Source organism: Mucilaginibacter defluvii, assembly GCF_039543225.1.
Taxonomy (GTDB): Bacteria; Bacteroidota; Bacteroidia; order Sphingobacteriales; family Sphingobacteriaceae; genus Mucilaginibacter; species Mucilaginibacter defluvii.
This window is the reverse complement of sequence record NZ_BAABJI010000004.1, coordinates 99474-121143: the sequence shown is the minus strand read 5'-3', so window position 1 is coordinate 121143 and position 21670 is coordinate 99474. Positions and strand designations below refer to the sequence as shown.

Here is a 21670-nt window from a genome sequence, read left to right as displayed (position 1 = left end):
AAAAGCACGAACTTTCAATAAGGAATTCGCACGAGGTTATTAAGTAGATGGATTTCTCCTCGTACCTAGATCGAAATGACAGCCTTTTGTACGTACTTATAGTATATCCCCTGTAGTTTCCACATGCTCCGGCAACCTCGGTGCAAAGTAAGTAAGTATGGCTTTGGCTTGTTTCAGGTTTACTACTTCCATCAGCTCCTGCTCATTGGCCTCACGTATCTTTTTAACAGACTTAAAGTATTTCAGCAATTTTTCGGCGGTGGTTTTGCCTATGCCTTCTATCAGCTCAAGCTCGGTAGCCAGGGTGCCTTTATCCCGTTTTTTGCGGTGGAAGGTAATGCCGAAGCGGTGAGCTTCGTCACGCAGTTGCTGAATTACCTTCAGCGTTTCTGATTTTTTGTCGAGGTATAATGGGTACTGATCGCCTGGATAATATAGTTCTTCCAGCCTTTTGGCAATACCGATAACCGCGACTTGTTTTTCAATGCCCAGCAATTTCAGGCTTTTCATGGCTGACGATAGCTGCCCTTTGCCACCGTCAATAATAATCAATTGTGGTAGCTCGGTGCCTTCATCCAGCATACGGCGGTAGCGGCGGTGCACGGCTTCCTCCATAGTGGCAAAGTCGTTGGGGCCTTCAACCGTTTTTACGTTGAAGTGGCGGTAGTCCTTTTTTGATGGCTTGGCATCCTTAAAAACCACAATGGCCGATACCGGGTACTTGCCCTGAAAGTTAGAGTTATCAAAACACTCAATATGCCGAGGCAACTGGTTAAGGCGCAAGTCCTTCATCATCTGCGTAAGCAGGCGCTCGGTGCGTATCTCGGGGTTCAGCTTTTCGTATTGATCAATTTTTTCACGTTTAAAAAACTGCACATTCTTTTGCGAAAGGTCAAGCAGTTTCTTCTTTTCACCCAGCTTGGGCACAGTGAATTTTATACTGGCATCTTCCAGGTGTACGTCAAACGGAACAATGATCTCCTTGGAGTGACTATTATATCTGCTCCTGAATTCAAATATGGCCAGGGTCAATAATTCCTCATCGCTTTCATCCAGCCGTTTTTTAAGTTCGATGGTTTGGGTTTGAATGATGGTGCCGTTCATTACCTTTAAAAAGTTAACAAAGGCATATTTTTCTTCAGATGCAATACTGAAAACATCCACATCCGTAATAGAAGAATTTACAACGGTTGACTTACTTTGGTACTTCTCCAGCAGATCGTACTTGCGCTTAAGCTTATGCGCCAGCTCGAAGTTCATATCGGCAACGGCGGCATCCATTTCTGCTTTCATCTCGCGCACTACGTTGCTGATCTTACCGTTCAATATGTCCTTTATCTCGTTGATGCTGTTATCATAATCATCCTCGGTCTGATAATTTTGGCAGGGGCCTTTGCAATTCCCTAACTGGTATTCCAGGCATACCTTAAACTTTCCTTTATCAATATTCTCGCGCGTTAGTGCCAGATTGCAGGTACGAAGCGGATAAGTTTCACGAATCAAATCAAGTATAGTGTGCATCATGCTTACCGAGGCATAGGGGCCAAGATATTTTGAGCCGTCGCGCACAATACGGCGGGTCCAGAAGATGCGCGGAAAGTTCTCGTTCTTGATGATGATCCAAGGGTAGGTCTTATCATCCTTCAGCATCACGTTGTAACGTGGCTGATGCTTTTTGATCATGCTGTTTTCCAGCAGCCAGGCATCTACCTCGGTATCAACAATGGTAAAGGTGATGTTACGGATTTTTGATACCAACACGCGCGTTTTGGCATTCACGTTCAAATCCTTGTTAAAGTAAGATGTAACGCGGTTACGCAAATCTTTAGCCTTACCGATGTAGATCAGTTCGTTCTCGCTGTCCCAAAACTGGTATACACCCGGCCGGTGTGGTATGTTTTTTAGTGCCGCCCTGTAATCAAATCGCTCCATTAGCCCCCTAACCCCCTAAACGGGGGAAATCAGATAAATATATTGTTAACGCAAAAAAGCTTTATTTGATGCAAAAATATAAAATTCGGAGCCTAAAATTCCAGCCGGTCTTCTACCCCGGTACTATCGGGTTGCTGCTGCTGGTGGTATGATTTACAATCCAGCGTTATGCTCACTCCCGATTTTGGCGGATCAAAGTCGACATTCTTTTTAATACCTAACGCCTGGTTGGCATATACCTTTTGCATGTACAGCGCGAATATCGGTAGCGCGGTATTCGCGCCCTCGCCCAGGTTGGTAGAGCGGAAGTGGATGTCTCGATCCTCACAACCCGTCCAAACGCCGGTAACCAGCTGCGGTGTAATGCCGATGAACCAGCCATCTGAGTTTGATTGCGTAGTACCGGTTTTGCCACCTATTGGGTTAGTCAGTTTATATTTTGAGCGTAAGCGCCAGCCGGTACCTTCGTCAACTACGCCTTTCAGCATATAGGTCATTACGTAAGCGGTTTGCTCGTTAAGTGCCTGCCTAACGGTGGCGTGGTGGTCATATAATACGTTGCCGTTTTTATCTTCTATACGCAGCAGGAAGGTCGGCTCTGTCCACACGCCATGGTTGGCAAAGGCAGAGTAAGCCCCCGTCATATCAAATACCGAGGCATTAAATGTTCCGAGGCAGATAGATGGGTAAGGCCCGATATCCGGACTATTCACCCCCATTTTCTTGATCAGGTCAACCACCGGTTGCGGTTTAACCTCATTCATTACATAAGCGGTAATGTAGTTTTGCGAGTTGGCCAAAGCCTTGCGCAAAGTAAGTACGCCTGGTATAGTGCCTGTTGAGCGCGGTGTCCATGGTTCGCCGTAACCGGTTATGGTCACCGGCACGTTGGCCACTTCCATACAAGGCGAAAAGCCTGCATCCACAGCCACGGCATAAGTAAACGGTTTGGCGGTTGAGCCTACCTGGCGTGTACCCATGCGCACCTGGTCATACTTAAAATGTTCAAAGTTGGTGCCGCCTACCCAGGCCTTAATGTAACCTGTGGTAGGATCCATGCTCATCATGGCATTACGTAGCATCATCTTATGATAAACAATGGAGTCTATCGGCTTCATCGTTGTATCAATATCACCTTTCCAGGTAAATAAGGTCATCTTAGCCGGAGTATTAAAATCTTCCTTGATCTCCTCATCCGATTTCCCGGCCAGCTTCAGCGCCTTGTAACGGTCGCTGCGCTGCATACCCTGCTTAAGCAGTAGCTGAAAATTGTTTATACCTTTCCACAGGCTACGCCCCTTCCAATGATTATTGAATTGAGCCTGCAGGTTGCGCATGTATTCCTTTTGCGCCTCTTCGGCGTAGCGCTGCATGGTAGCATCAATGGTTGTATAAATTTTTAAACCATCACGATCCAGGTCATAAGGTATATCGCCCTCTTTAAATATTGATTTATCAACCAATATTCTTTGTACTTCTCTTTTCAGGATAGCCCTGAAATACGGTGCCGAGCCCTCGTTATGATTAATGGGGTGGAAGCTCAGGCCAAGTGGTTTTTGTTTAAATTCCTCAACCTGTCCATCGCTCAGGTAACCAACTTCGCCCATGCGGCGCAACACCAGGTTACGGCGTTTAATGGCGTTATCGGGGTGGTTAATTGGCGAATATATACCCGGGCCGTTTACCATACCTACCAGCAAAGCGGCCTGATCGGGCGTTAGCTTATCAGGTGTAGTATTAAAATAAGTTAAAGCGGCTGATTTGATGCCGAATACATTGTAAGCGCCAAAGTCAACCGTGTTAAGGTACATGGTGATAACCTCTTCCTTGGTATAATGGCGCTCTATTTTAACGGCGGTTATCCACTCCTGTAATTTTTGGATGATACGCTTGAATGGATTGTGCGCGCGCTCTGAGAAAAGGTTAAGTGCCAACTGCTGGGTAATGGTACTGCCGCCTTGTTTTTTGCCTATCAGGTTATAAAAAATAATAGAGAACGTACGATTAAAGTCGATACCCGAGTGGTCGTAAAAACGGGCATCTTCCGTAGCCACCAGCGCGTTTATCACGTAGGGAGAAATCTCTTTATAAGTAACATTGGTACGGTTCTGAACAAAATAGGTACCCAGTATCTGCTTGTCTGATGATATGACCTGCGATGCCAGGTTGCTTTTAGGATTCTCCAGGTCGCGGAAGGATGGTAGTTGCCCGAATATGCCGAATGCTGTAAGCAGCAACATAATAACTACGAACGAGAAACAAGCAATTACGAAGCGCCATATATACCAGTTATACCTGCGGGTATCCTGTGGTGAAAGTTTTACGATCATTTTTTTATCTAAAAATTATCCTGGTAATATTCCTTATACGTATCCAGTAGTTTTCCGTCGGCTAATTTATCCAGATTTTGCTGTGTGATGATAAAGAAAGTGTATTTATCTTTTGGCACCTTCATTATCTCCGGCATCAAAGGTATAATGTTGCGCGCATATTCCTTAGCCTCGCCTACGGTATAAAACCGGCCGACATAAATAAGCTGGTTATCTCCGGATTGTTTTAGCTGATGCCGTATGCGCACACCCTGATACCGGGTACGGTTAAACTGCCCTACACCAAAACGTGATGAAGCCAGATTAGTTGTACGCGAACTTACGCTTATCACAAAATAGTAGTTGGTGCTGTCGCTCTCGTTAAACGGATAAACCTTTTTCGGCTTTGCCGGGGCGCTTACGCTATCTGTTTTCGGTTGGACGATATCCGCTTGTTTAGCTATTACCGGTTCAGGTTTCTTTACTACGGGGCTGTCGGCTGGTTTGGCTACTACAACAGGCTTTTCCACTTTGGGTTTTTCTACACGCTTATCTGCCACAGTGGCAAACTCGGTAACCAGTGGCCCCACTTCTTCCGGGGCGAAAGGTATATAATCAGGGTCGCTGTCTAATATGGCAAACCTGCGTGCGGCCATTTCATTGCTGTTGGCGTTGATAAACGCCAGGTGCTGATTAATCAGCGGTGTTATCAGCCCATCGGCAGGGTAGGCATTCATAATATTCTGCAAGTCGGCTTTAAACGGATCAACTTTTACCTGCCTGCCGCGGGCCAGCGCACGCAGGTATTGCAGCTGTGCCGATAGCTTATTGTTAGGGTATTGCTGCATCAGCGCATCTACCTGTTGCATAACTTCGGGATATTTGCGTTGCGCATATAGTTCGTAAACCTCATTATACAAGGCGTTAAAGCTGGCATCGGCATCGTTAATGCGTTTGGCATAATCCGGGTCCAGGATCACCCTGGCGTATGGCGAGTCAGCAAATTCCTTCAATAGCCGGCTCTTATATTCATCGGCACGGGCCAGTTGGTTGGTGCCGGTATACAATCGGTACAGGCTGTAATAAATGGCAGCGCGGTTCGGGTTGTCCGGAAAACGTTTCAATATCAGTTCATAGGCAGCGATAGCTTCTTTCGGATCGTCAATAACATCCCGGTAAAAGTTGGCTATTTCCAACAAGGCATTATAAATCCGGATGTTTGATTGGTTAACCATTGCCGCATTTACCGGGATAGTTTGCAGCAATTGCTGGCGGTAATCGGCAGTGGCGGTATTATTTTGCGTTTGCTGCAACTGGTTTTGTACCGCGTTCGGGTTGGTGGTTTGCGAATTGTTTACCGTCAGGTTCGCCGTGCTGCGCTGACTGCGGCGCCAGTTATCCTCCAGCTTACGGTTGCCCCAGCGTTGTTTAAAGGTGGCGAAGCCCGAGCCCACGGCCGCATTATTATAAAAATAGAAGTTACCGCCGGTTGGCGTGCTCGCTCTCGGGTTTTGCGTATTGCTTATCTCCAGCGGAACAGCGGTTGGCGCCGTGGCCGATTTTGGATCGGATGATGTAACCTGGGTGCTTAGCTGCTGTAGCAGCAGGTAGCGGTTCACCATACTATCAACCATATTGGTGCGTGCCGGCTCAGGCAGGCGGGCCAGCATTTGCAGGGTGTCCTCATGGGCAACAATGCTCAGGTTGGCGGTAAGCTGCTGCAGGTTATCTGTTTTTTTACGGATGGCCAGGTAACCCGGATAAGTTGGTGAAAGATTGGCCAGGGTACTGTCGTAATAATTCTTGGCATCCGGATAGTTGGCCTTATCCTTAAAATAAATATCGGCCAGGCGCAGGTAGGCTAAGCCCTTTTGCTGTTGGTTTTGGCCACTGGCGGCTATTGCCAGCCGGTAGTTTTCTACGGCTTTATCAATGTTATGCTCGGTATAGTAAATCTGGGCGATATGGTAATAAATCTGGTCGGTAAATTCCCTGTTATTGCTGTTGCGCAGCAAGCTCCGCAAGCGGTCAACCCGGCTGATCTTCACGCCATCGCGCGTATCTTCAATACGAATGCGGTTCAAATCGGCATTAAAGGCCATTTCAAAAGGGGCGTTGCTGTGCACTATGCGGGTGTAAGTGTTTACGGCATCGGCAGGTTTATTATTCAACTCCTGCAACTGCGCCAAAACAAAACGCCAGCGTGCCCGGTATTGTGAATTGTTGGCAAACTCAACAGCTTGTATCGCCATCGCCTCCGCATTGGTATAATCGCGGGTATCTATATAGTATTGCAGTGCCGTAGCATACACATCAGCCGTTACATCCTTTTTAGGATTGATACTGCGCAAAGCGGTATCAATTTCGGGTTTAGCCTCTTCTTGTTGGTTCAGCATCATCATGCTGCGGGCTTTCCATACACGGGCTTCCTGCAAAAGTTCCGGCTTTTCGCGATACGATCGTAATACATAATCGAAATATTCCTGGGCGTTAAAATATTGTTTGCCCAGGTAGTTGGCTTTGCCCAGCAGCAGGTAGGCATCGCCAACATAGTTGCTTTGCTCCTTGAAATTAATAATGTAGTTGCCTTTTTCAATTACGGCGGCAAGCTCCTTGTCACCTTCAATTGCATCGGCCGTATCGGGATAAACGCGCAGCAGTTCGCTATAATCATCAATAAACGCGGCGGCATAGGCTTCCTGTTTTTGGTTCAGTAGCTCACGGGCGTTAAATAGGATATTATAATGCGCCGTAAGGTTTTGCAGGCGGCGGTTAAGCGGGGTTTTCTTCTCGAGTGTACAGGCCGCGGCCAGCAATACCGCAAAAAGTATCAGGATGGTATGTTTTATTGATGCCGGTTTATGCACAGGAGAATAGATATACGAATGCTTTGCTAAAATAAATAAATACTATACACCAATATTAAATAAATTTGCACCATGGCTCAAAACGAACCCAATCAGCCCGATCAGGCAGGCAAAGGCATGAGCAACTATGCCAAATACACGGGCATTGCCGTGCAAATGATCGTCATCATCGGCGGTATGGCCTACGCCGGTTATAAAATTGATGAAGTAAATAAACACAATGTGCAGTGGGTTACCGCTGCAATGGCTCTGGCCGGCGTATTCATTTCGTTGTACCTTGTAATCAGGGCTGTAAAAAACTGATATGCTGCGCACTTTAACCTCATTCATCATATTTAGCATTTGCCTGGCGCTGCCGCCCGCTGTATTGGTGTATACGGGTAATACCAAATGGGTGTTGCCGCAATTTTGGGGCATTTTTGTGTTGATAACCGCTTTAACAATGATGCTTATTGTGGCGGTATCGCTGATACAAAAGCGGCATCCGGAGATGTATGCGCAAACTTTCCTGATCATGACGGTTGCCAAAATGGTTTTGAGCATGGCGCTGGCTCTTTTTTTTACCATTAAATTCAAGGTTGACAGCGTAGTTTTTGTGCTCAATTTCTTTTATGTATATTTCTTAAATACCATCTTTGAAGTTTTGGTTTTGTTACGTAACTTGCGCAACCAAATTGAAAAGTGAAAAACACTCATTTAATGAATTTTAGCCACATTTTGAACTCAAAAAAAACCGCTCTGAGCTTGATTTTAGGCGTTTTTTTGACTTTTTGCGCTTGTAAAACTTTTGCGATACAACACGAGGAACACGCAAACGAGGTAAAGAACGCAGAAACCGAAGCTTTTAATCCAACCACGGCCATCCTCGAACATATTGGCGATTCGCACTACTGGCATGTGGTAGGTGAAACCTCAATTCCGCTGCCGGTTATTTTATATACCGACAAAGGTGTGGAGTTCTTTTCATCGGCTGCTTTTCATCATGGTACCGAGGCTCATCAAGGTAAATTTTATACTTACAAATTAGTAGAGGATAAAATTAAGGCTGTTGATGCTAACGGTGAGGTTGACAAGGAGGCTTCATCTCATGTTTACGATTTTTCAATCACCAAAAACGTGCTGGCTATGTGGATAGCGGGATTGCTTATCCTGATCATCTTCATGTCGGTAGCCTCATCATATAAAAAACGCGAAGGCAAAGCGCCAAAAGGTTTGCAGTCATTGGTTGAGCCGATCATCATGTTTGTGCGTGACGAGATTGCCAGACCAAACATCGGTCGCGGTTACCAGCGCTACATGCCTATATTGTTAACCATATTCTTTTTTATATGGATGAACAACCTGTTAGGCCTGGTGCCTTTGTTCCCGGGTGGTGCTAACGTTACCGGTAATATCATGTTCACCTTTGTAATGTCGGCCATTGTAATGCTGGTGGTTAACTTCAGCGCTAACAAATATTACTGGAAACACATCTTTTTACCTGATGTACCTGTTTGGCTGTACCCGATCATGATCCCGGTTGAATTGATCGGTGTTATTTCAAGGCCTTTCGCATTGATGATTCGTTTGTATGCTAACATTTCAGCAGGCCACATCATTGTATTGAGTTTAATATCGTTGATATTTATCTTCAAATCAATCGCGGTTGCGCCTATTTCAATTTTGTTCGTATTGTTTATGGATGTTTTGGAGTTGCTGGTTGCCTTTCTGCAAGCGTTTATATTCACTATGCTTACCGCGCTGTTTATCGGTACCGCGGTTGAGGATCATCATTAATTAATATCTGCAAACAATTATATAATTATATTTAACTTTTAAAATTTAAAAACATGACTGGAAGTATTGCTGCATTAGGTGCAGGTTTAGCGGTTATCGGTGCCGGTTTAGGTATCGGTCAGGTTGGTGGTAAAGCGATGGAAGGTATCGCTCGTCAGCCAGAAGCTGCTTCAAAAATCCAAACTGCCATGATCATTGCTGCAGCTCTTATCGAGGGTGTTGCTCTGTTCGGTGTGGTAGTTGCCCTGTTAGGTAAATAATTTACCGCAAAAAGAAACAGTAAAGCCCGGAGCGATTGGCAACGGGCTTTATTTAAAAGTTAAAACGTACTCAAAATCTCTCTTTTAGATATATAATGGAACAATTATTCGAAGGTTTGTTAAATGACCATTTAGGATTTGTGGTTTGGGCAGCGGTTGCCTTTATCCTGTTATTGATATTACTGGGTAAGTTTGCCTGGAAACCAATAATGCAGGCCATTACCGACCGTGAGCGTTCAATTGAAGACGCCCTGCTTAAAGCCGAGGCCGCTAAAGAAGAAATGGCCCGTTTAACCGACGAGAACGAAGCCCTGCTTAAAAAAGCACGTGCCGAGCGCGACCTGATTCTGCACGAAGCCCGCAAGGTAAAAGAGCAGATGATCCATGATGCTCGTGACCTGGCTCAAAAAGAAGGCGCACGTATGCTGGAGATCGCTAAAATTGAGATCAACAACCAAAAGGCTATCGCCCTGGCTGATGTTAAAAACCAGGTAGCCGCGTTATCGCTTGAAATCGCTGAAAAAGTATTGCGCAAGCAGTTTGAAGACCAGGCAAAACAGGACGCATTGGTTGCCGATTTATTGAAAGAAGTTAAGTTAAAATAGATATAAGACGTTAGATAGGAGATGTGAGAGAAAAGTTATTTCTCAAATCTTTTATCTAAGATCTCATTACTAAAATATATGTCAGAACTAACAGTAGCATCCAGGTACGCCAAATCACTTATTGACCTTGCGGAAGAGCAAAACGCGGTTGATGCAGTGAAAACGGATATGGATTTCTTCCTGCAAACATTAAAGCAAAATGCTGAGCTGAGCGCCGTAGTAGCTAACCCTATTATTTCGCACAGTAAAAAGACCGGTATTTTAAGCGCTCTTTTTGGCGGCAAGGTAAACGCGCTTACCATCGCCTTCTTTAACATTATGGTTAACAAGGGCCGCGGCGAAGTGTTAAGGGCTACTGCCAACGAATACATTAACCAATACAACGTTAAGCGTAACATTCTTAAAGCCCGCGTAACATCGGCTACCCCGCTATCAGCTGCCAACAGGCAGGCGCTAACCCAGGAGGTTGAGCAGGCCACCGGCAGCAAGGTTATATTGGTTGAAAAGGTTGACCCTGAATTGATTGGCGGTTTTGTGCTTGCCGTTGGCGACAGGCAGGTTGACACCAGCATTGCTGCCGACCTGAAACGCCTGAAAAAAGATTTTGCTCAAAAGACAGTTTAATATTTACTCAAAAACACCAATAAAAAAAATAAAATGGTAGAGGTAAGACCAGACGAAGTATCAGCCATCCTGCGTCAGCAACTGGCAGGCTTCAAGTCAGAATCCGAACTGGAAGAAGTAGGTACCGTATTGCAAATAGGCGACGGTATTGCCCGTGTTTACGGATTAACAAAAGTACAATCAGGTGAGCTGGTTGAGTTTGACAATGGCCTGCAAGGCATTGTACTTAACCTTGAAGAAGATAACGTGGGTGTGGTATTGTTAGGTTCGTACGAAGGTATCAAAGAAGGTGATACCGTTAAACGTACCAGCAAAATTGCCTCGCTTAAAGTAGGCGAAGGTATGCTTGGCCGTGTGGTTGATACCTTGGGTAACCCTATTGACGGTAAAGGCCCTATCACTGGTAAAACTTATGATATGCCTTTGGAGCGTAAAGCGCCGGGTGTTATCTATCGCCAGCCGGTTACTGAGCCGTTGCAAACCGGTATCAAAGCTATCGACGCGATGATCCCTATTGGCCGTGGCCAGCGTGAGTTGGTTATTGGTGACCGCCAAACCGGTAAAACTGCCGTTTGTATCGATACCATCATCAACCAAAAAGAATTTTATGATGCCGGCCAGCCGGTTATCTGTATATATGTTGCTTGTGGCCAAAAAGCTTCAACCGTAGCAAACATTGTACGTACTTTAGAGGAGAACGGCGCTATGGCTTACTCAATTGTAGTAGCCGCCAACGCTTCTGACTCTGCTCCGATGCAGTTCTTCGCGCCATTCGCGGGTGCCGCTATTGGTGAGTACTTCCGTGATACCGGTCGCCCGGCACTGATCATCTATGATGACTTGTCGAAACAAGCGGTAGCTTACCGTGAGGTATCGTTATTACTTCGTCGTCCACCGGGCCGTGAGGCTTACCCTGGTGACGTGTTTTACCTGCACAGCCGTTTACTGGAGCGTGCCGCTAAGATCAACTCGAATGATTCTATCGCTAAAGCGATGAATGACCTGCCTGAATCATTGAAAGATGTGGTTAAAGGTGGTGGTTCACTAACCGCTTTGCCGATCATCGAAACACAAGCGGGTGACGTATCTGCATACATCCCAACCAACGTAATTTCAATCACTGACGGTCAGATATTCCTGGAATCAAACCTGTTTAACGCGGGTGTTCGTCCGGCTATTAACGTAGGTATCTCGGTATCTCGTGTGGGTGGTAACGCGCAAATTAAATCAATGAAAAAAGTTGCCGGTACCTTGAAGCTTGACCAGGCACAGTATCGTGAGCTTGAGGCATTCTCAAAATTCGGATCTGATCTTGACGCTTCAACCAAAAGCGTATTGGACAAAGGCGCACGTAATGTTGAGATCTTAAAGCAAGGCCAGTACTCACCGGTATCAGTTGAAAAACAAGTTGCTATCATCTACATCGGTACTAAAAACCTTATGCGTAGCGTACCTGTAAACAAAATCAAGGAGTTTGAGGCTGAGTACTTAAGCCAGCTTGAACTGCGTCACCCTGAAGTGCTTTCGGCACTTAAGGCAGGTAAGTTTGATGATAAACTAACCGGTGTACTTGAAACTGTTGCTAAAGAGCTGACAGGTAAATATTAATTTTTGGACATGAGATAATAGATTTGAGATGTGAGGCAAACTTGCATCTCAAATCTTAAAAAGATACTTAAAGAAATGGGCAGGGTAATGAGGAATGAGTTGATCTCACATCTCACATCCCCAATCTCACATCTCACAAAGAATGGCTAATTTAAAAGAAGTAAGAAACAGGATATCATCGGTAAGCTCAACGCAGCAGATTACCAAGGCCATGAAAATGGTTTCGGCTGCCAAGTTAAAGCGTGCTACCAATGGTATTGTACAGTTACGTCCGTATGCAACTAAGCTAAAGGATCTTTTGGCAAACCTGTCCGCCAGCCTTGAAGATGGTGCATCACCATACCTGCAGGAGCGTGAGCCGGTGCGTGTACTGGTGGTTGTGGTATCGTCAAACCGTGGTTTAGCCGGTGCATTTAACGCTAATGCCATTAAAGCCGCTAACAACCTTATTGCCGAAAAATATAGCGAGCAATTAAGAAACGGTAACGTTTCTATCGTAGCTATCGGTAAAAAAGGCCACGACTTTTTTATTCGCCGTAAATACAACGTTATCGGCAACAATAACGAGCTTTATCAAAACCTTAATTTCGCTAACACATCGGTAATTACCGAGGCTATTATGCAAGGATTTGTTAACGGCGATTATGACCGTGTTGAGGTAGTGTACAACCACTTCCGTAACGCGGCTGTACAGTATTTAATAACCGAGCAGTTGTTGCCGGTGCCTAAAGTTGAAACTAACGATAACAACAATAGCGCATCGCAAACAGATTATATACTTGAGCCATCAAAAGAAGAGATAGTAGCAGAGCTGATACCAAAAAACATCAAACTGCAACTTTACCGTGCTGTACTTGATTCACACGCCTCTGAACATGGTGCACGTATGACGGCCATGGACAAGGCTACCGATAACGCCGGCGAACTACTGCGCAACCTGAAACTATCATACAATCAGGCACGCCAGGCGGCCATTACTACCGAGCTTACCGAGATTGTGAGCGGTGCGGCAGCATTATCAAACGGATAATAACTTTTTATTTATAATGATACGAAATGGCTACCCTTTGGGTGGCCATTTTTATTTCATGATGTTTGCCGGTAAAAATTAAGTCCTGATAATCTGTAACATCCGGGTTACCAATTGCGGATACAGGTTACCTTTTCCACCTATCCGGTATTAACATAAAAAACCTATAACATTATGAAAATCAAAGTTTTATTTGCACTGCTGTGCGCAGCGGTGATGCTATACTCATGCAGTAACAATGGTGATTACAGGGCCTTGGATAACACCAGCAGCGACACGGCGTTGGTGGCGGCGGATAGCGTTTCTACAATAGATCAAAAGCTGATAAAAACGGCTGACTTGAACTTCAAGGTGAAAAATGTACGTAAGGTAGGAGAAGAGGTTACAGGGCTTACGCAACATTATAGAGGTATGGTGATGAACCATCATTTACGGTCGGAGGTGGAACGGCTGAAGGAAGTGGAGCTGGACGATGACTCGGTAATGCGGGTATCGGTATTTGACACTCATGCCGATATGACGGTTAAGGTACCTGCCGAACACCTGACGGCCTTTGTAACTGCCGTGAACAGGCTGGGCGTATACACCACGGTTAGCGATATGGATATTGAGGATAATACGCTTACTTATCTTGAATCGCAATTGCGAATGGATAGCCGCAAGGAACTGGTTAAACAGCATAAGCAGGGCACTATAAAATTGAAGAACCCGCAGGATGTATTGATTTTTAAAGACGCCCTGGTTGACGAGCAAATTAATACTAAACGTATTGACGCCGCTGTTAAATACAGCACCGTAAGTCTTAGCTTTTTTGAGAACAATACCATACTGAAAGAACGCATACCCAACACTAACCCCGCCGTTTATAATACAGGTTTCGGTTTGCGGCTCAAACAAGCTATTGTTAACGGTATGCACATTTTTGCAGAGGTATTCATCGCCCTCGCCAACTTATGGGTATTTGTAATTATGGCTGTGGCTATGTGGATGATATACAGGTATTACAAGCGTAAGCACCCGGTTTTATTTGCTGATAAAGGCACGGCGAAACCTGTAGTGTAAATAATAGTTAATACAATTTTTAGTTGTACGAAAAAGCGCCTCAATTTGGGCGCTTTTTGCATGGAGTGAGCGCTAAATGCCTTATTTTTAAGCCATCCTATATTTTAAGCTTTATGCCCGAGAGTGCCTTGCGCAAAAATTATTTTAGCAGCAAAAATTTATTATGGATAATTATTGCGCTGGGTATAGCCCTGCGCGTTTATCACCTGGTTGATAACCGGTCGCTGTGGGAGGATGAGGTGTACCTCTCAACCGGTTTTGCAGAGTACAATCTGGGTGATGTGCTAACCAAGCCGTTACCTTTTCAGCAAAAGGCGCCATTGGGTTATCTGCTGGTGGTAAAAAGTATTACGTTGGTATTGGGTACACATGAGCTGCCGCTGCGCTTGTTCCCTTTTATTTGCGGTGTACTCTCGCTATTGGTATTTGTGCCGGTGATAACAAAATTGCTGAAAGCGGCGGGTGCGGTAGTGGCGATGGCCTTATTGGCTTTCGGGCCGATTACGCTGTACCACTCGGTAGAAGCGAAGCAATATTCAGTTGAACTCTTCTCGGTAATTTTGCTGCTGTACCTGTACATTAAATATAACGGGAAGCTAACACTTAAAGAGCGACTGATTTGGGGAGTATGGGGAGCCGTCGTTGTGTGGTTCTCATTCGCGTCGATATTTGTAATGGCTGCTATGGCGGGCGCTATCGGCTTAACTTATCTGCTAAAAAAACAATATAACCAACTGATAGGGGTGTTGCCGGTGTTTGCCTTGTGGTTTGGCAGCTTTATTATAAACTACGTACTTTTTACGCATAAGGATAGCGATACGGGCTGGCTGGTTTACTTTTTCGTTTATCACGATTCTTTTATGCCGATCTCCGGCCATGCCTTACCGTGGGTGGTTAAGCGCATGGTATCATTCCTCAATTACCCGATGGGTTTGAGCTGGATGAATGTGTATAACGCCGGGGTGCTGCAACAAGCCCTGCTCCGCATGATATTTGTACCGCTACTTCTTGTAGCTTTGGGTATATGGCAGCTTTATCGCGGCAAAAAACAGTTACTGCTCATCGTTGCCTTTTCTTTTTTCATCGTATTTGCCGCATCAGCATTAAAACTTTACCCGTTTCACGAGCGGCTAACCTTATTTCTGGCTCCGCTTTTTATGCTGCTGCTGGCCTCGGGTGTTGATTTTTTCAGTCAGCGGCCCTACCGTTCGCGGGTTGCTTTGGCGGTGCTCGGGCTTATGCTGGTGTTTGGTCCGGTTAAAAATACCATCGCGCAAACAGCGCATACCTACCTTTTCGGAGATTATAAAAAGTCATTTCAGCGCGAAGCGCTTACTTATCTTAATGATCATTATCAACCAGGCGACGAAGTGTACATTTATTGGAATAACCTGCCGGGATATATTTTTTATAGGCAGGTATACCCGTTAAAGTTTAAAGCAATTGAAGGGGTGGATTACCGGCACCGGGTATCAAACTTTCATGATTACTTCGCGCTGGTGGATCGCGATCTGTCGCCGTTCAAAGGAAAAAAGCGTGTGTGGATCATACAACATAACCACATGGATATTCCGATAGGTGATTTTATTGGCGACCCGGCCTGGTATTATAAGGAAAATAACGGGCCACAGTTGTTTCATCAGCACCTGGAGCGTATGGCGAAACCGGTTATGAGCTATCATCCGGATGACGCGAAAGCATCAACCGATGTTGATGTTACGCTATACGATTTTTCGGTCCGTTAAAAATGTTTAACCCGGTGTGGGTATTGTAGGATAAATTTTTATTTTTGTGCCGGATAAAAAAATATTTCTGTTATGAATTCAATGGAAAATGCAAATGCCGAAGGGCACTACAAATTACTGATCGTTGCTATCGTGATCGGTCTGTTCGGCTGTTTCTTCCGTTTCGCAGGTGACGCGGCTATATACTCATGGGTATCAAACATTGCCATTGTTATCGGCACTATCATCGCTTTAAAAGCTGTTTTCGCTATACTGGGTAAGCAGTAAACCATACCATTTAAGATATTTGAAAGCGCCGTGCATTTGCATAGGCGCTTTTTTTATTCCTGTTGGTTATAAGCAGCGGCAAACACTTTTTTGCTTTTATGTTGTTCAATAAAGCATGAAGGTGTTACTTGCCGGTGCTAACGGATATATAGGAACGAGGCTGATCCCGGTGCTGCTGGAGAAGGGGCACAACGTGGTATGCCTGGTGCGCGATAAGCGGCGCTTTCATGAGCAAAGCGATTTTAGCGACCGCGTGTCGCTCATTAAAGGCGATTTGCTGCGCGAAAAAGACATTGAGGATTTCCCGAAGGATATCGACGCGGCTTATTACCTGGTACATTCCATGTCGCAGGCACCGGATTTTGCTGAGCTCGAGGCCTTATCTGCCCACAACTTCATCCAAAAGCTCGATAAAACAAACTGCAAACAGGTTATATTTTTAAGCGGGATTGTTAACGACAGTAACTTATCCAAACACCTGCTATCGCGCAAGCATGTTGAGGATGTGTTGCGCGAGGGCAAAGCGCCGGTAACGGTATTACGGGCATCCATCATTATTGGCTCCGGTAGTTCATCGTTCGAAATTATCCGCGACCTGACAGAGAAACTCCCGCTGATGACCGTACCCAAATGGGTTAAAACACGCTGCCAGCCTATTGGTATACGAGATGTATTGGGTTACCTGGAAGGCGTTGCCTTGAACGAGCAGGCAATGGGCAAAACCTTTGATATTGGCGGGCCCGATGTGCTTAGCTTTAAGGAGATGATGCTGAGGTATGCTAAAGTGAGAGGCTTAAAGCGCCACATTGTAACTATTCCATTTTTATCGCCTAAGTTATCATCATACTGGTTGTATTTTGTAACCTCTGTAAATTACTCGCTGGCCAATAGTTTGGTAGAGAGCATGAAGAACGAAACCATTATGCGCGATCATGCTATTGATGATGCTGTACCCCGCAATTGCCTTACCTATGAGGAAAGCCTCGAGCTGGCTTTTGAGAAAATCGAGCAAAACTCTATCGTATCAAGCTGGAAGGATGCGCTGAACGGCGGCTATCTGAAATCTGAGTTTATGGACCAGATCAAGGTTCCGCAAAACGGCACATTGGAATATAAGGTTAAGCTGCCTTTTGAGGTGGATAGCGAGAAAGTGGAGAAGAACATCTGGGCTATTGGCGGCGACCGGGGCTGGTATTACTGGGACTGGATTTGGAGCATACGCGGATTTTTGGATAAGCTGTTTGGCGGGGTGGGTTCGCGCCGGGGGCGCACCAGCGGCAACAACATTGAACCGGGCGATGTGATTGATTTTTGGCGTGTACTGCTGGCCGATAAACTGAATAAACGCCTTTTATTATATGCCGAAATGAAATTGCCCGGAGAGGCCTGGCTGGAGTTTAAGATTATTGAAAGAAAGGGCAAAAAGTTTTTGAGCCAGATAGCCACCTTCAGGCCTAACGGTTTATGGGGCAGGGCTTACTGGTATATGATGTGGCCTTTTCACCTTTTTATATTTAATGGCATGGCAAAACAAATTGTGCAGTTTGAAGATACACGCAACACCAACCCCGGCAAATAATTATACATGACCAATAAGAAGATATTAATAACCGGCGGCTCCGGCGGGCTGGGCAAGCAACTTACCGACCTGCTTTTGAGCAAAGGCTACAACGTTAGCCATTTAAGCAGGGGCGAAGGTAAAGACAACCGTGTGCAAACTTACCGCTGGGATGTAAATAAAGGTGTAATTGACGAAGCCTGCATCGATGGGGTTGATACCATCATCCACCTGGCAGGCGCAGGTATTGCCGATGAACGCTGGACGGAAGAGCGCAAAAAAGTAATTATTGAAAGCCGTACTAAATCCATCGCTTTGGTTTATGATCTGTTAAAACGCAAATCAAACAAGGTTCGGTTCGTAATATCAGCATCGGGCATTGGCTATTACAGCGACCGCGGCGACGAACTTCTCACAGAGGAAAACCCGCCCGCCAATGATTTTTTAGGCCGGTGCTGTGTGCTATGGGAACAAGCGGTTGACGAAGGGGAAAAGCTCGGGCTCAGGGTAGCTAAATTCCGTACCGGGGTGGTGCTGGACAAGCACGCCGGGGCACTACCCAAGCTATCGGCACCTGTAAAGTTGGGCTTTGGCGCGGCCCTGGGCAACGGCAGGCAATGGATGCCCTGGATACACTGGCAGGATGTAGCCGGTATGTACTTGTTCGCTATTGAGCAGGAGTTAAGCGGGGTATACAATATGGCTGCCCCTAACCCGGTTACCAATAAACAGCTTACCCAAGCAGTGGCCAAACAATTAAATAAACCCTTATGGCTGCCTAATGTGCCGGCCTTTGCGCTCAAACTGGCTTTGGGCGAAATGAGTACGCTGGTGTTGGGCAGCACCAAAGCATCGGCTGATAAAATTGAGCAGGCCGGTTTCCATTTTAAGTTTGATAGTATTGATAAAGCATTGACCGATATTTATGGCCGATAAGCAACCTGTTTCTGTATTCTGGTTCCGGCGCGATCTGCGCCTTGATGATAATGCCGGACTGTACCGCGCCCTGAAAAGTGGCAACCCGGTATTGCCCATATTTATATTTGACCCGGAGATACTCGATGATTTGAGAGATAGAAAGGACGCCCGCGTAACCTTCATCTATCAGGTGATTGAAGAATTGAAAGCCGAACTGAAAGAGCATCAATCAGATCTGCTGGTGTTTTATGATACGCCCGAAAAGGCATTTAAGCATCTTATAGAAGAACATAATGTAGCCGCGGTTTACACTAACCACGATTATGAACCTTATGCCACCAAGCGTGATGGGGATATTGCCAATTTGCTCAAAAAGCACGACATAGCACTAAACACCTATAAAGACCAGGTGATTTTTGAGCGCGACGAAGTACTCAAGGATGATGGCAAACCCTACACCGTATTTACGCCGTATAAAAAGCGCTGGCTGCAAACGCTGAAGCCGTTCTATTTAAAACCATATCCCAACAAAAAGTATTTTAAAAACCTGCATACATTTAAAGCCTCGGCGATACCGGCCTTAAAGGAAATGGGTTTTGAGAAAAGTGATCAGCAATTTCCGGATAAAAAGTACAGGGATGTAATGGATGATTACGCCAAAACACGCGATTATCCGGCTATTCCGGGTACATCGCGCATGGGCATTCACCTGCGTTTTGGTACGGTAAGCATACGACAGTTGGCCGCTGATGCCAATGAATGTAAGGAGAAAACCTGGCTGAATGAACTGATCTGGCGCGAGTTTTATATGATGGTGTTACACCATTTTCCGCATACTATGGATCATGCCTTCAGGCCTGAGTACGATCGCATTCAATGGGTAAATAACGAAGAGCACTTTAAAGCCTGGTGCGAGGGCCGTACAGGTTACCCACTCGTTGATGCCGGTATGCGCGAGATGAATGAAACCGGCTACATGCACAACCGCATCCGCATGGTTACGGCCAGTTTTTTAAGTAAGGATTTATTGATTGACTGGCGCCGTGGCGAGCATTATTTTGCCGAAAAGTTGCTGGATTATGAAATGGCCAGCAACGTTGGCGGCTGGCAATGGGCAGCCGGATCGGGTACCGATGCCGCGCCCTATTTTAGGATATTCAATCCTGAATCGCAACAAAAAAGATTTGACCCTAAGCTGGAATACGTTAAAAAGTGGGTGCCCGAGTACGCCGACTTTACCAAATATCCCAAACCCATAGTTGACCACAAGGAAGCCCGCGAAAGGGTATTAAAGGCTTTTAAGGATGCGTTGCGGAAGTGATGGTGTTTATTATATCGAATCAAATAGCTCAGCTATGGTTAATATAGCTGTATTTTCAATTTGCTTAATTGATAGCAGGTCATTATCGCCTGTAACTAAGTAGTCAGCCTGTGCATCAACGGCAAGAGATAAAAGGAAATTGTCTTTTTTGTCACGGCATAAGTCTATCTCGGTACTCACTGTTACAATTTCAGCATATTCTTCTATCACTTCCAATAAGTTTTCGATATCAGGCTTCGAAAAATATCTTCTAAGTTTAGGTCGGCTGGTTACTTCATCAAACTCTGATAAAAGTTCTTCACTGAATATTAAAGTAACCTTATGCTTAAATAAAAGATCATCGAGTTTTGTATAGTTCTTGGTTATCAAAAAGCTAACCCATAGATTGGTGTCAAGAATTAAACGTATACGCTTATTTTTCATGACGCCTTTTTCGCACAATTTCAACTTGTTTGGTTATCTCTTCTAAATCCGGGGTGTCGCTATTGTTGGAGCGCAATTTTTTGAGGATGCGTTGAAATCCATTATCGGCATTCTCTTGAATAGTGATTAAATTCAATTCCGCCAGATCGTGCAGCAATTTCATTGCTTTGGGATTTACTACATTTATCTTTAACGTTGCCATAATCAAATTTACAATAAATAAGCCGGGCATACAATTGTATGCCTAACGCAGGATGTACAAAAATGATCGTTACAAAGAAAAAATCCCGACATTTGTGCCATGCTGCAAATACAGGAAAATACTTCTCTGAAACATCTTAATACGTTCGGAATAGAGGCTTATGCCAGATATTATGTTGAAATTAACCGCGAAGATGAGTTAGCTGAATTATTTGCAGATGCTAAATGGCACAGCATCCCCCGACTGGTATTAGGCGGCGGCAGTAATATGCTTATGGTGTCAAACTTTGATGGTTTGGTTATCCGCATCAACATTCGTGGTATTGAGCATCGCATTAACGACGATGAAGTTATTGTTGAGGCCGGCGGCGGCGAGGTATGGAATGATTTGGTAAACTTTTGTGTTGACCGCGGCTTTGCCGGTATGGAAAACTTGAGCCTTATCCCCGGCTCGGTAGGTGCATCGCCCATACAAAATATCGGCGCCTACGGGGTAGAGATTAAGGATGTATTTGAAAGCTGCCGCGCATTTGAAATAGCTACCGGCCAAATCAAAACCTTTACGCATGCCGACTGTAAATTCGGTTACCGCGAAAGTGTTTTCAAAAGCGAGCTGAAAGGGCAGTACATCATCACATCGGTAAAATATAAACTATCGCTAACGCCGCGGCTCAATTTAAAATATGGCGCTATCGAGCAGGAATTGGCTGCCCGCGGTATAACCAACCCTACTATTAAGGATGTATCTGAAGTGGTAGCGCATATACGCGTTTCTAAACTGCCTGACCCATCAACCATAGGTAACGCCGGGAGTTTTTTTAAAAACCCGGTTATTGATGTGAATAAGTTCCGTTTGTTAATAAAAAATCACCCGGATTTGGTAAACTATCCGGCGGGTGACGGGTTTGTAAAGTTAGCAGCGGGCTGGTTGATTGAGCAGTGCGGTTGGCGCGGAAAAGTAGTTGGAAATACCGGCACCTGGAAAAACCAGGCGCTGGTATTAGTTAATCATGGCGGAGCTACCGGCCAGGAAGTTTACGATCTGTCGTCGGCGATTATAGACAGTGTGTACGCTAAATTTGGCGTTAAGTTGGAGCGCGAAGTAAATATCGTGGGTGATCCGGCCTAATGATCATTTGACTTATACTTATTACATCTCACATG

Annotated in this window: 20 protein-coding genes; 15 read left to right on the top strand and 5 right to left on the bottom strand. The window is 45.3% G+C overall.

Annotated elements, in window-relative coordinates; translation table 11 throughout:
- Positions 1-96: 96 nt before the first annotated feature.
- From uvrC to porW, 3 genes are all read right to left on the bottom strand, one after another.
- Positions 97-1932: an excinuclease ABC subunit UvrC gene (gene uvrC, locus ABD960_RS17455; RefSeq protein ID WP_345333144.1), complete on the bottom strand. Its 1836-nt coding sequence runs from the start codon at positions 1930-1932 to the stop codon at positions 97-99.
- Positions 1933-2024: 92 nt separating this feature from the next.
- The gene (locus ABD960_RS17450) at positions 2025-4262 is read right to left on the bottom strand and encodes a penicillin-binding protein 1A (protein ID WP_345333142.1); all 2238 of its coding nucleotides are present in this window, start codon (positions 4260-4262) and stop codon (positions 2025-2027) included.
- A gap of 8 nt (positions 4263-4270) precedes the next feature.
- Positions 4271-7108 carry a type IX secretion system periplasmic lipoprotein PorW/SprE gene (gene porW, locus ABD960_RS17445; RefSeq protein WP_345333140.1) on the bottom strand — a complete coding sequence of 946 codons (2838 nt, stop codon included), beginning with the start codon at positions 7106-7108 and terminating at the stop codon, positions 4271-4273.
- A gap of 72 nt (positions 7109-7180) precedes the next feature.
- Here porW and ABD960_RS17440 point away from each other — a divergent pair, with 72 nt between their 5' ends.
- The 14 genes from ABD960_RS17440 (at position 7181) to ABD960_RS17375 (ending at position 19882) form a co-directional block, all read left to right on the top strand.
- Positions 7181-7411, top strand: coding sequence for an AtpZ/AtpI family protein (locus ABD960_RS17440; RefSeq protein ID WP_345333138.1), 231 nt, complete (start codon positions 7181-7183; stop codon positions 7409-7411).
- A gap of 1 nt (position 7412) precedes the next feature.
- Positions 7413-7793, top strand: a complete 381-nt coding sequence (locus ABD960_RS17435) for a hypothetical protein (RefSeq protein WP_345333136.1) — start codon at positions 7413-7415, stop codon at positions 7791-7793.
- Between the two features lie 14 nt (positions 7794-7807).
- On the top strand, positions 7808-8884 hold the full coding sequence (gene atpB / locus ABD960_RS17430; RefSeq protein ID WP_345333134.1) for a F0F1 ATP synthase subunit A: 1077 nt from the start codon (positions 7808-7810) through the stop codon (positions 8882-8884).
- Between the two features lie 53 nt (positions 8885-8937).
- Positions 8938-9144, top strand: coding sequence for an ATP synthase F0 subunit C (gene atpE, locus ABD960_RS17425; RefSeq protein ID WP_194101808.1), 207 nt, complete (start codon positions 8938-8940; stop codon positions 9142-9144).
- 95 nt (positions 9145-9239) lie between these two features.
- Entirely contained in the window at positions 9240-9749 is a 510-nt protein-coding gene (gene atpF, locus ABD960_RS17420; RefSeq protein WP_345333130.1) for a F0F1 ATP synthase subunit B, read from the top strand.
- A 78-nt stretch (positions 9750-9827) separates the two neighbouring features.
- Complete coding sequence (gene atpH / locus ABD960_RS17415; RefSeq protein ID WP_345333128.1) at positions 9828-10373, top strand: ATP synthase F1 subunit delta; 546 nt, start codon at positions 9828-9830, stop codon at positions 10371-10373.
- A gap of 33 nt (positions 10374-10406) precedes the next feature.
- On the top strand, positions 10407-11981 hold the full coding sequence (gene atpA / locus ABD960_RS17410) for a F0F1 ATP synthase subunit alpha (protein WP_345333126.1): 1575 nt from the start codon (positions 10407-10409) through the stop codon (positions 11979-11981).
- A 142-nt stretch (positions 11982-12123) separates the two neighbouring features.
- Entirely contained in the window at positions 12124-13011 is an 888-nt protein-coding gene (atpG, locus tag ABD960_RS17405) for an ATP synthase F1 subunit gamma (RefSeq protein ID WP_345333123.1), read from the top strand.
- 174 nt (positions 13012-13185) lie between these two features.
- Positions 13186-14073, top strand: a complete 888-nt coding sequence (locus tag ABD960_RS17400; RefSeq protein WP_345333121.1) for a DUF4349 domain-containing protein — start codon at positions 13186-13188, stop codon at positions 14071-14073.
- Positions 14074-14186: 113 nt separating this feature from the next.
- Positions 14187-15818 carry a glycosyltransferase family 39 protein gene (locus ABD960_RS17395; protein ID WP_345333119.1) on the top strand — a complete coding sequence of 544 codons (1632 nt, stop codon included), beginning with the start codon at positions 14187-14189 and terminating at the stop codon, positions 15816-15818.
- 72 nt (positions 15819-15890) lie between these two features.
- Complete coding sequence (locus ABD960_RS17390) at positions 15891-16085, top strand: hypothetical protein (protein ID WP_345333117.1); 195 nt, start codon at positions 15891-15893, stop codon at positions 16083-16085.
- A gap of 115 nt (positions 16086-16200) precedes the next feature.
- Positions 16201-17664 (top strand): SDR family oxidoreductase, encoded by a 1464-nt coding sequence (locus tag ABD960_RS17385; protein ID WP_345333115.1) that lies wholly within the window; start codon positions 16201-16203, stop codon positions 17662-17664.
- Between the two features lie 6 nt (positions 17665-17670).
- Positions 17671-18579, top strand: coding sequence for a TIGR01777 family oxidoreductase (locus ABD960_RS17380; protein ID WP_345333113.1), 909 nt, complete (start codon positions 17671-17673; stop codon positions 18577-18579).
- Positions 18569-19882, top strand: a complete 1314-nt coding sequence (locus ABD960_RS17375; RefSeq protein ID WP_345333111.1) for a cryptochrome/photolyase family protein — start codon at positions 18569-18571, stop codon at positions 19880-19882. Before ABD960_RS17380 ends, ABD960_RS17375 begins: the two co-directional genes overlap by 11 nt.
- Before the next feature lie 9 nt (positions 19883-19891).
- On the opposite strand, the gene ABD960_RS17370 is transcribed toward ABD960_RS17375, so the two are convergent.
- Together ABD960_RS17370 and ABD960_RS17365 are read right to left on the bottom strand one after the other, a co-directional pair.
- Positions 19892-20305: a putative toxin-antitoxin system toxin component, PIN family gene (locus ABD960_RS17370; protein WP_345333109.1), complete on the bottom strand. Its 414-nt coding sequence runs from the start codon at positions 20303-20305 to the stop codon at positions 19892-19894.
- Entirely contained in the window at positions 20295-20507 is a 213-nt protein-coding gene (locus tag ABD960_RS17365) for a hypothetical protein (protein ID WP_345333107.1), read from the bottom strand. Before ABD960_RS17365 ends, ABD960_RS17370 begins: the two co-directional genes overlap by 11 nt.
- A 99-nt stretch (positions 20508-20606) precedes the next feature.
- Between ABD960_RS17365 and murB the strand changes: the two genes are divergently transcribed.
- Positions 20607-21635, top strand: coding sequence for a UDP-N-acetylmuramate dehydrogenase (gene murB, locus ABD960_RS17360; protein WP_345333105.1), 1029 nt, complete (start codon positions 20607-20609; stop codon positions 21633-21635).
- The last annotated feature ends 35 nt before the right edge of the window (positions 21636-21670 follow it).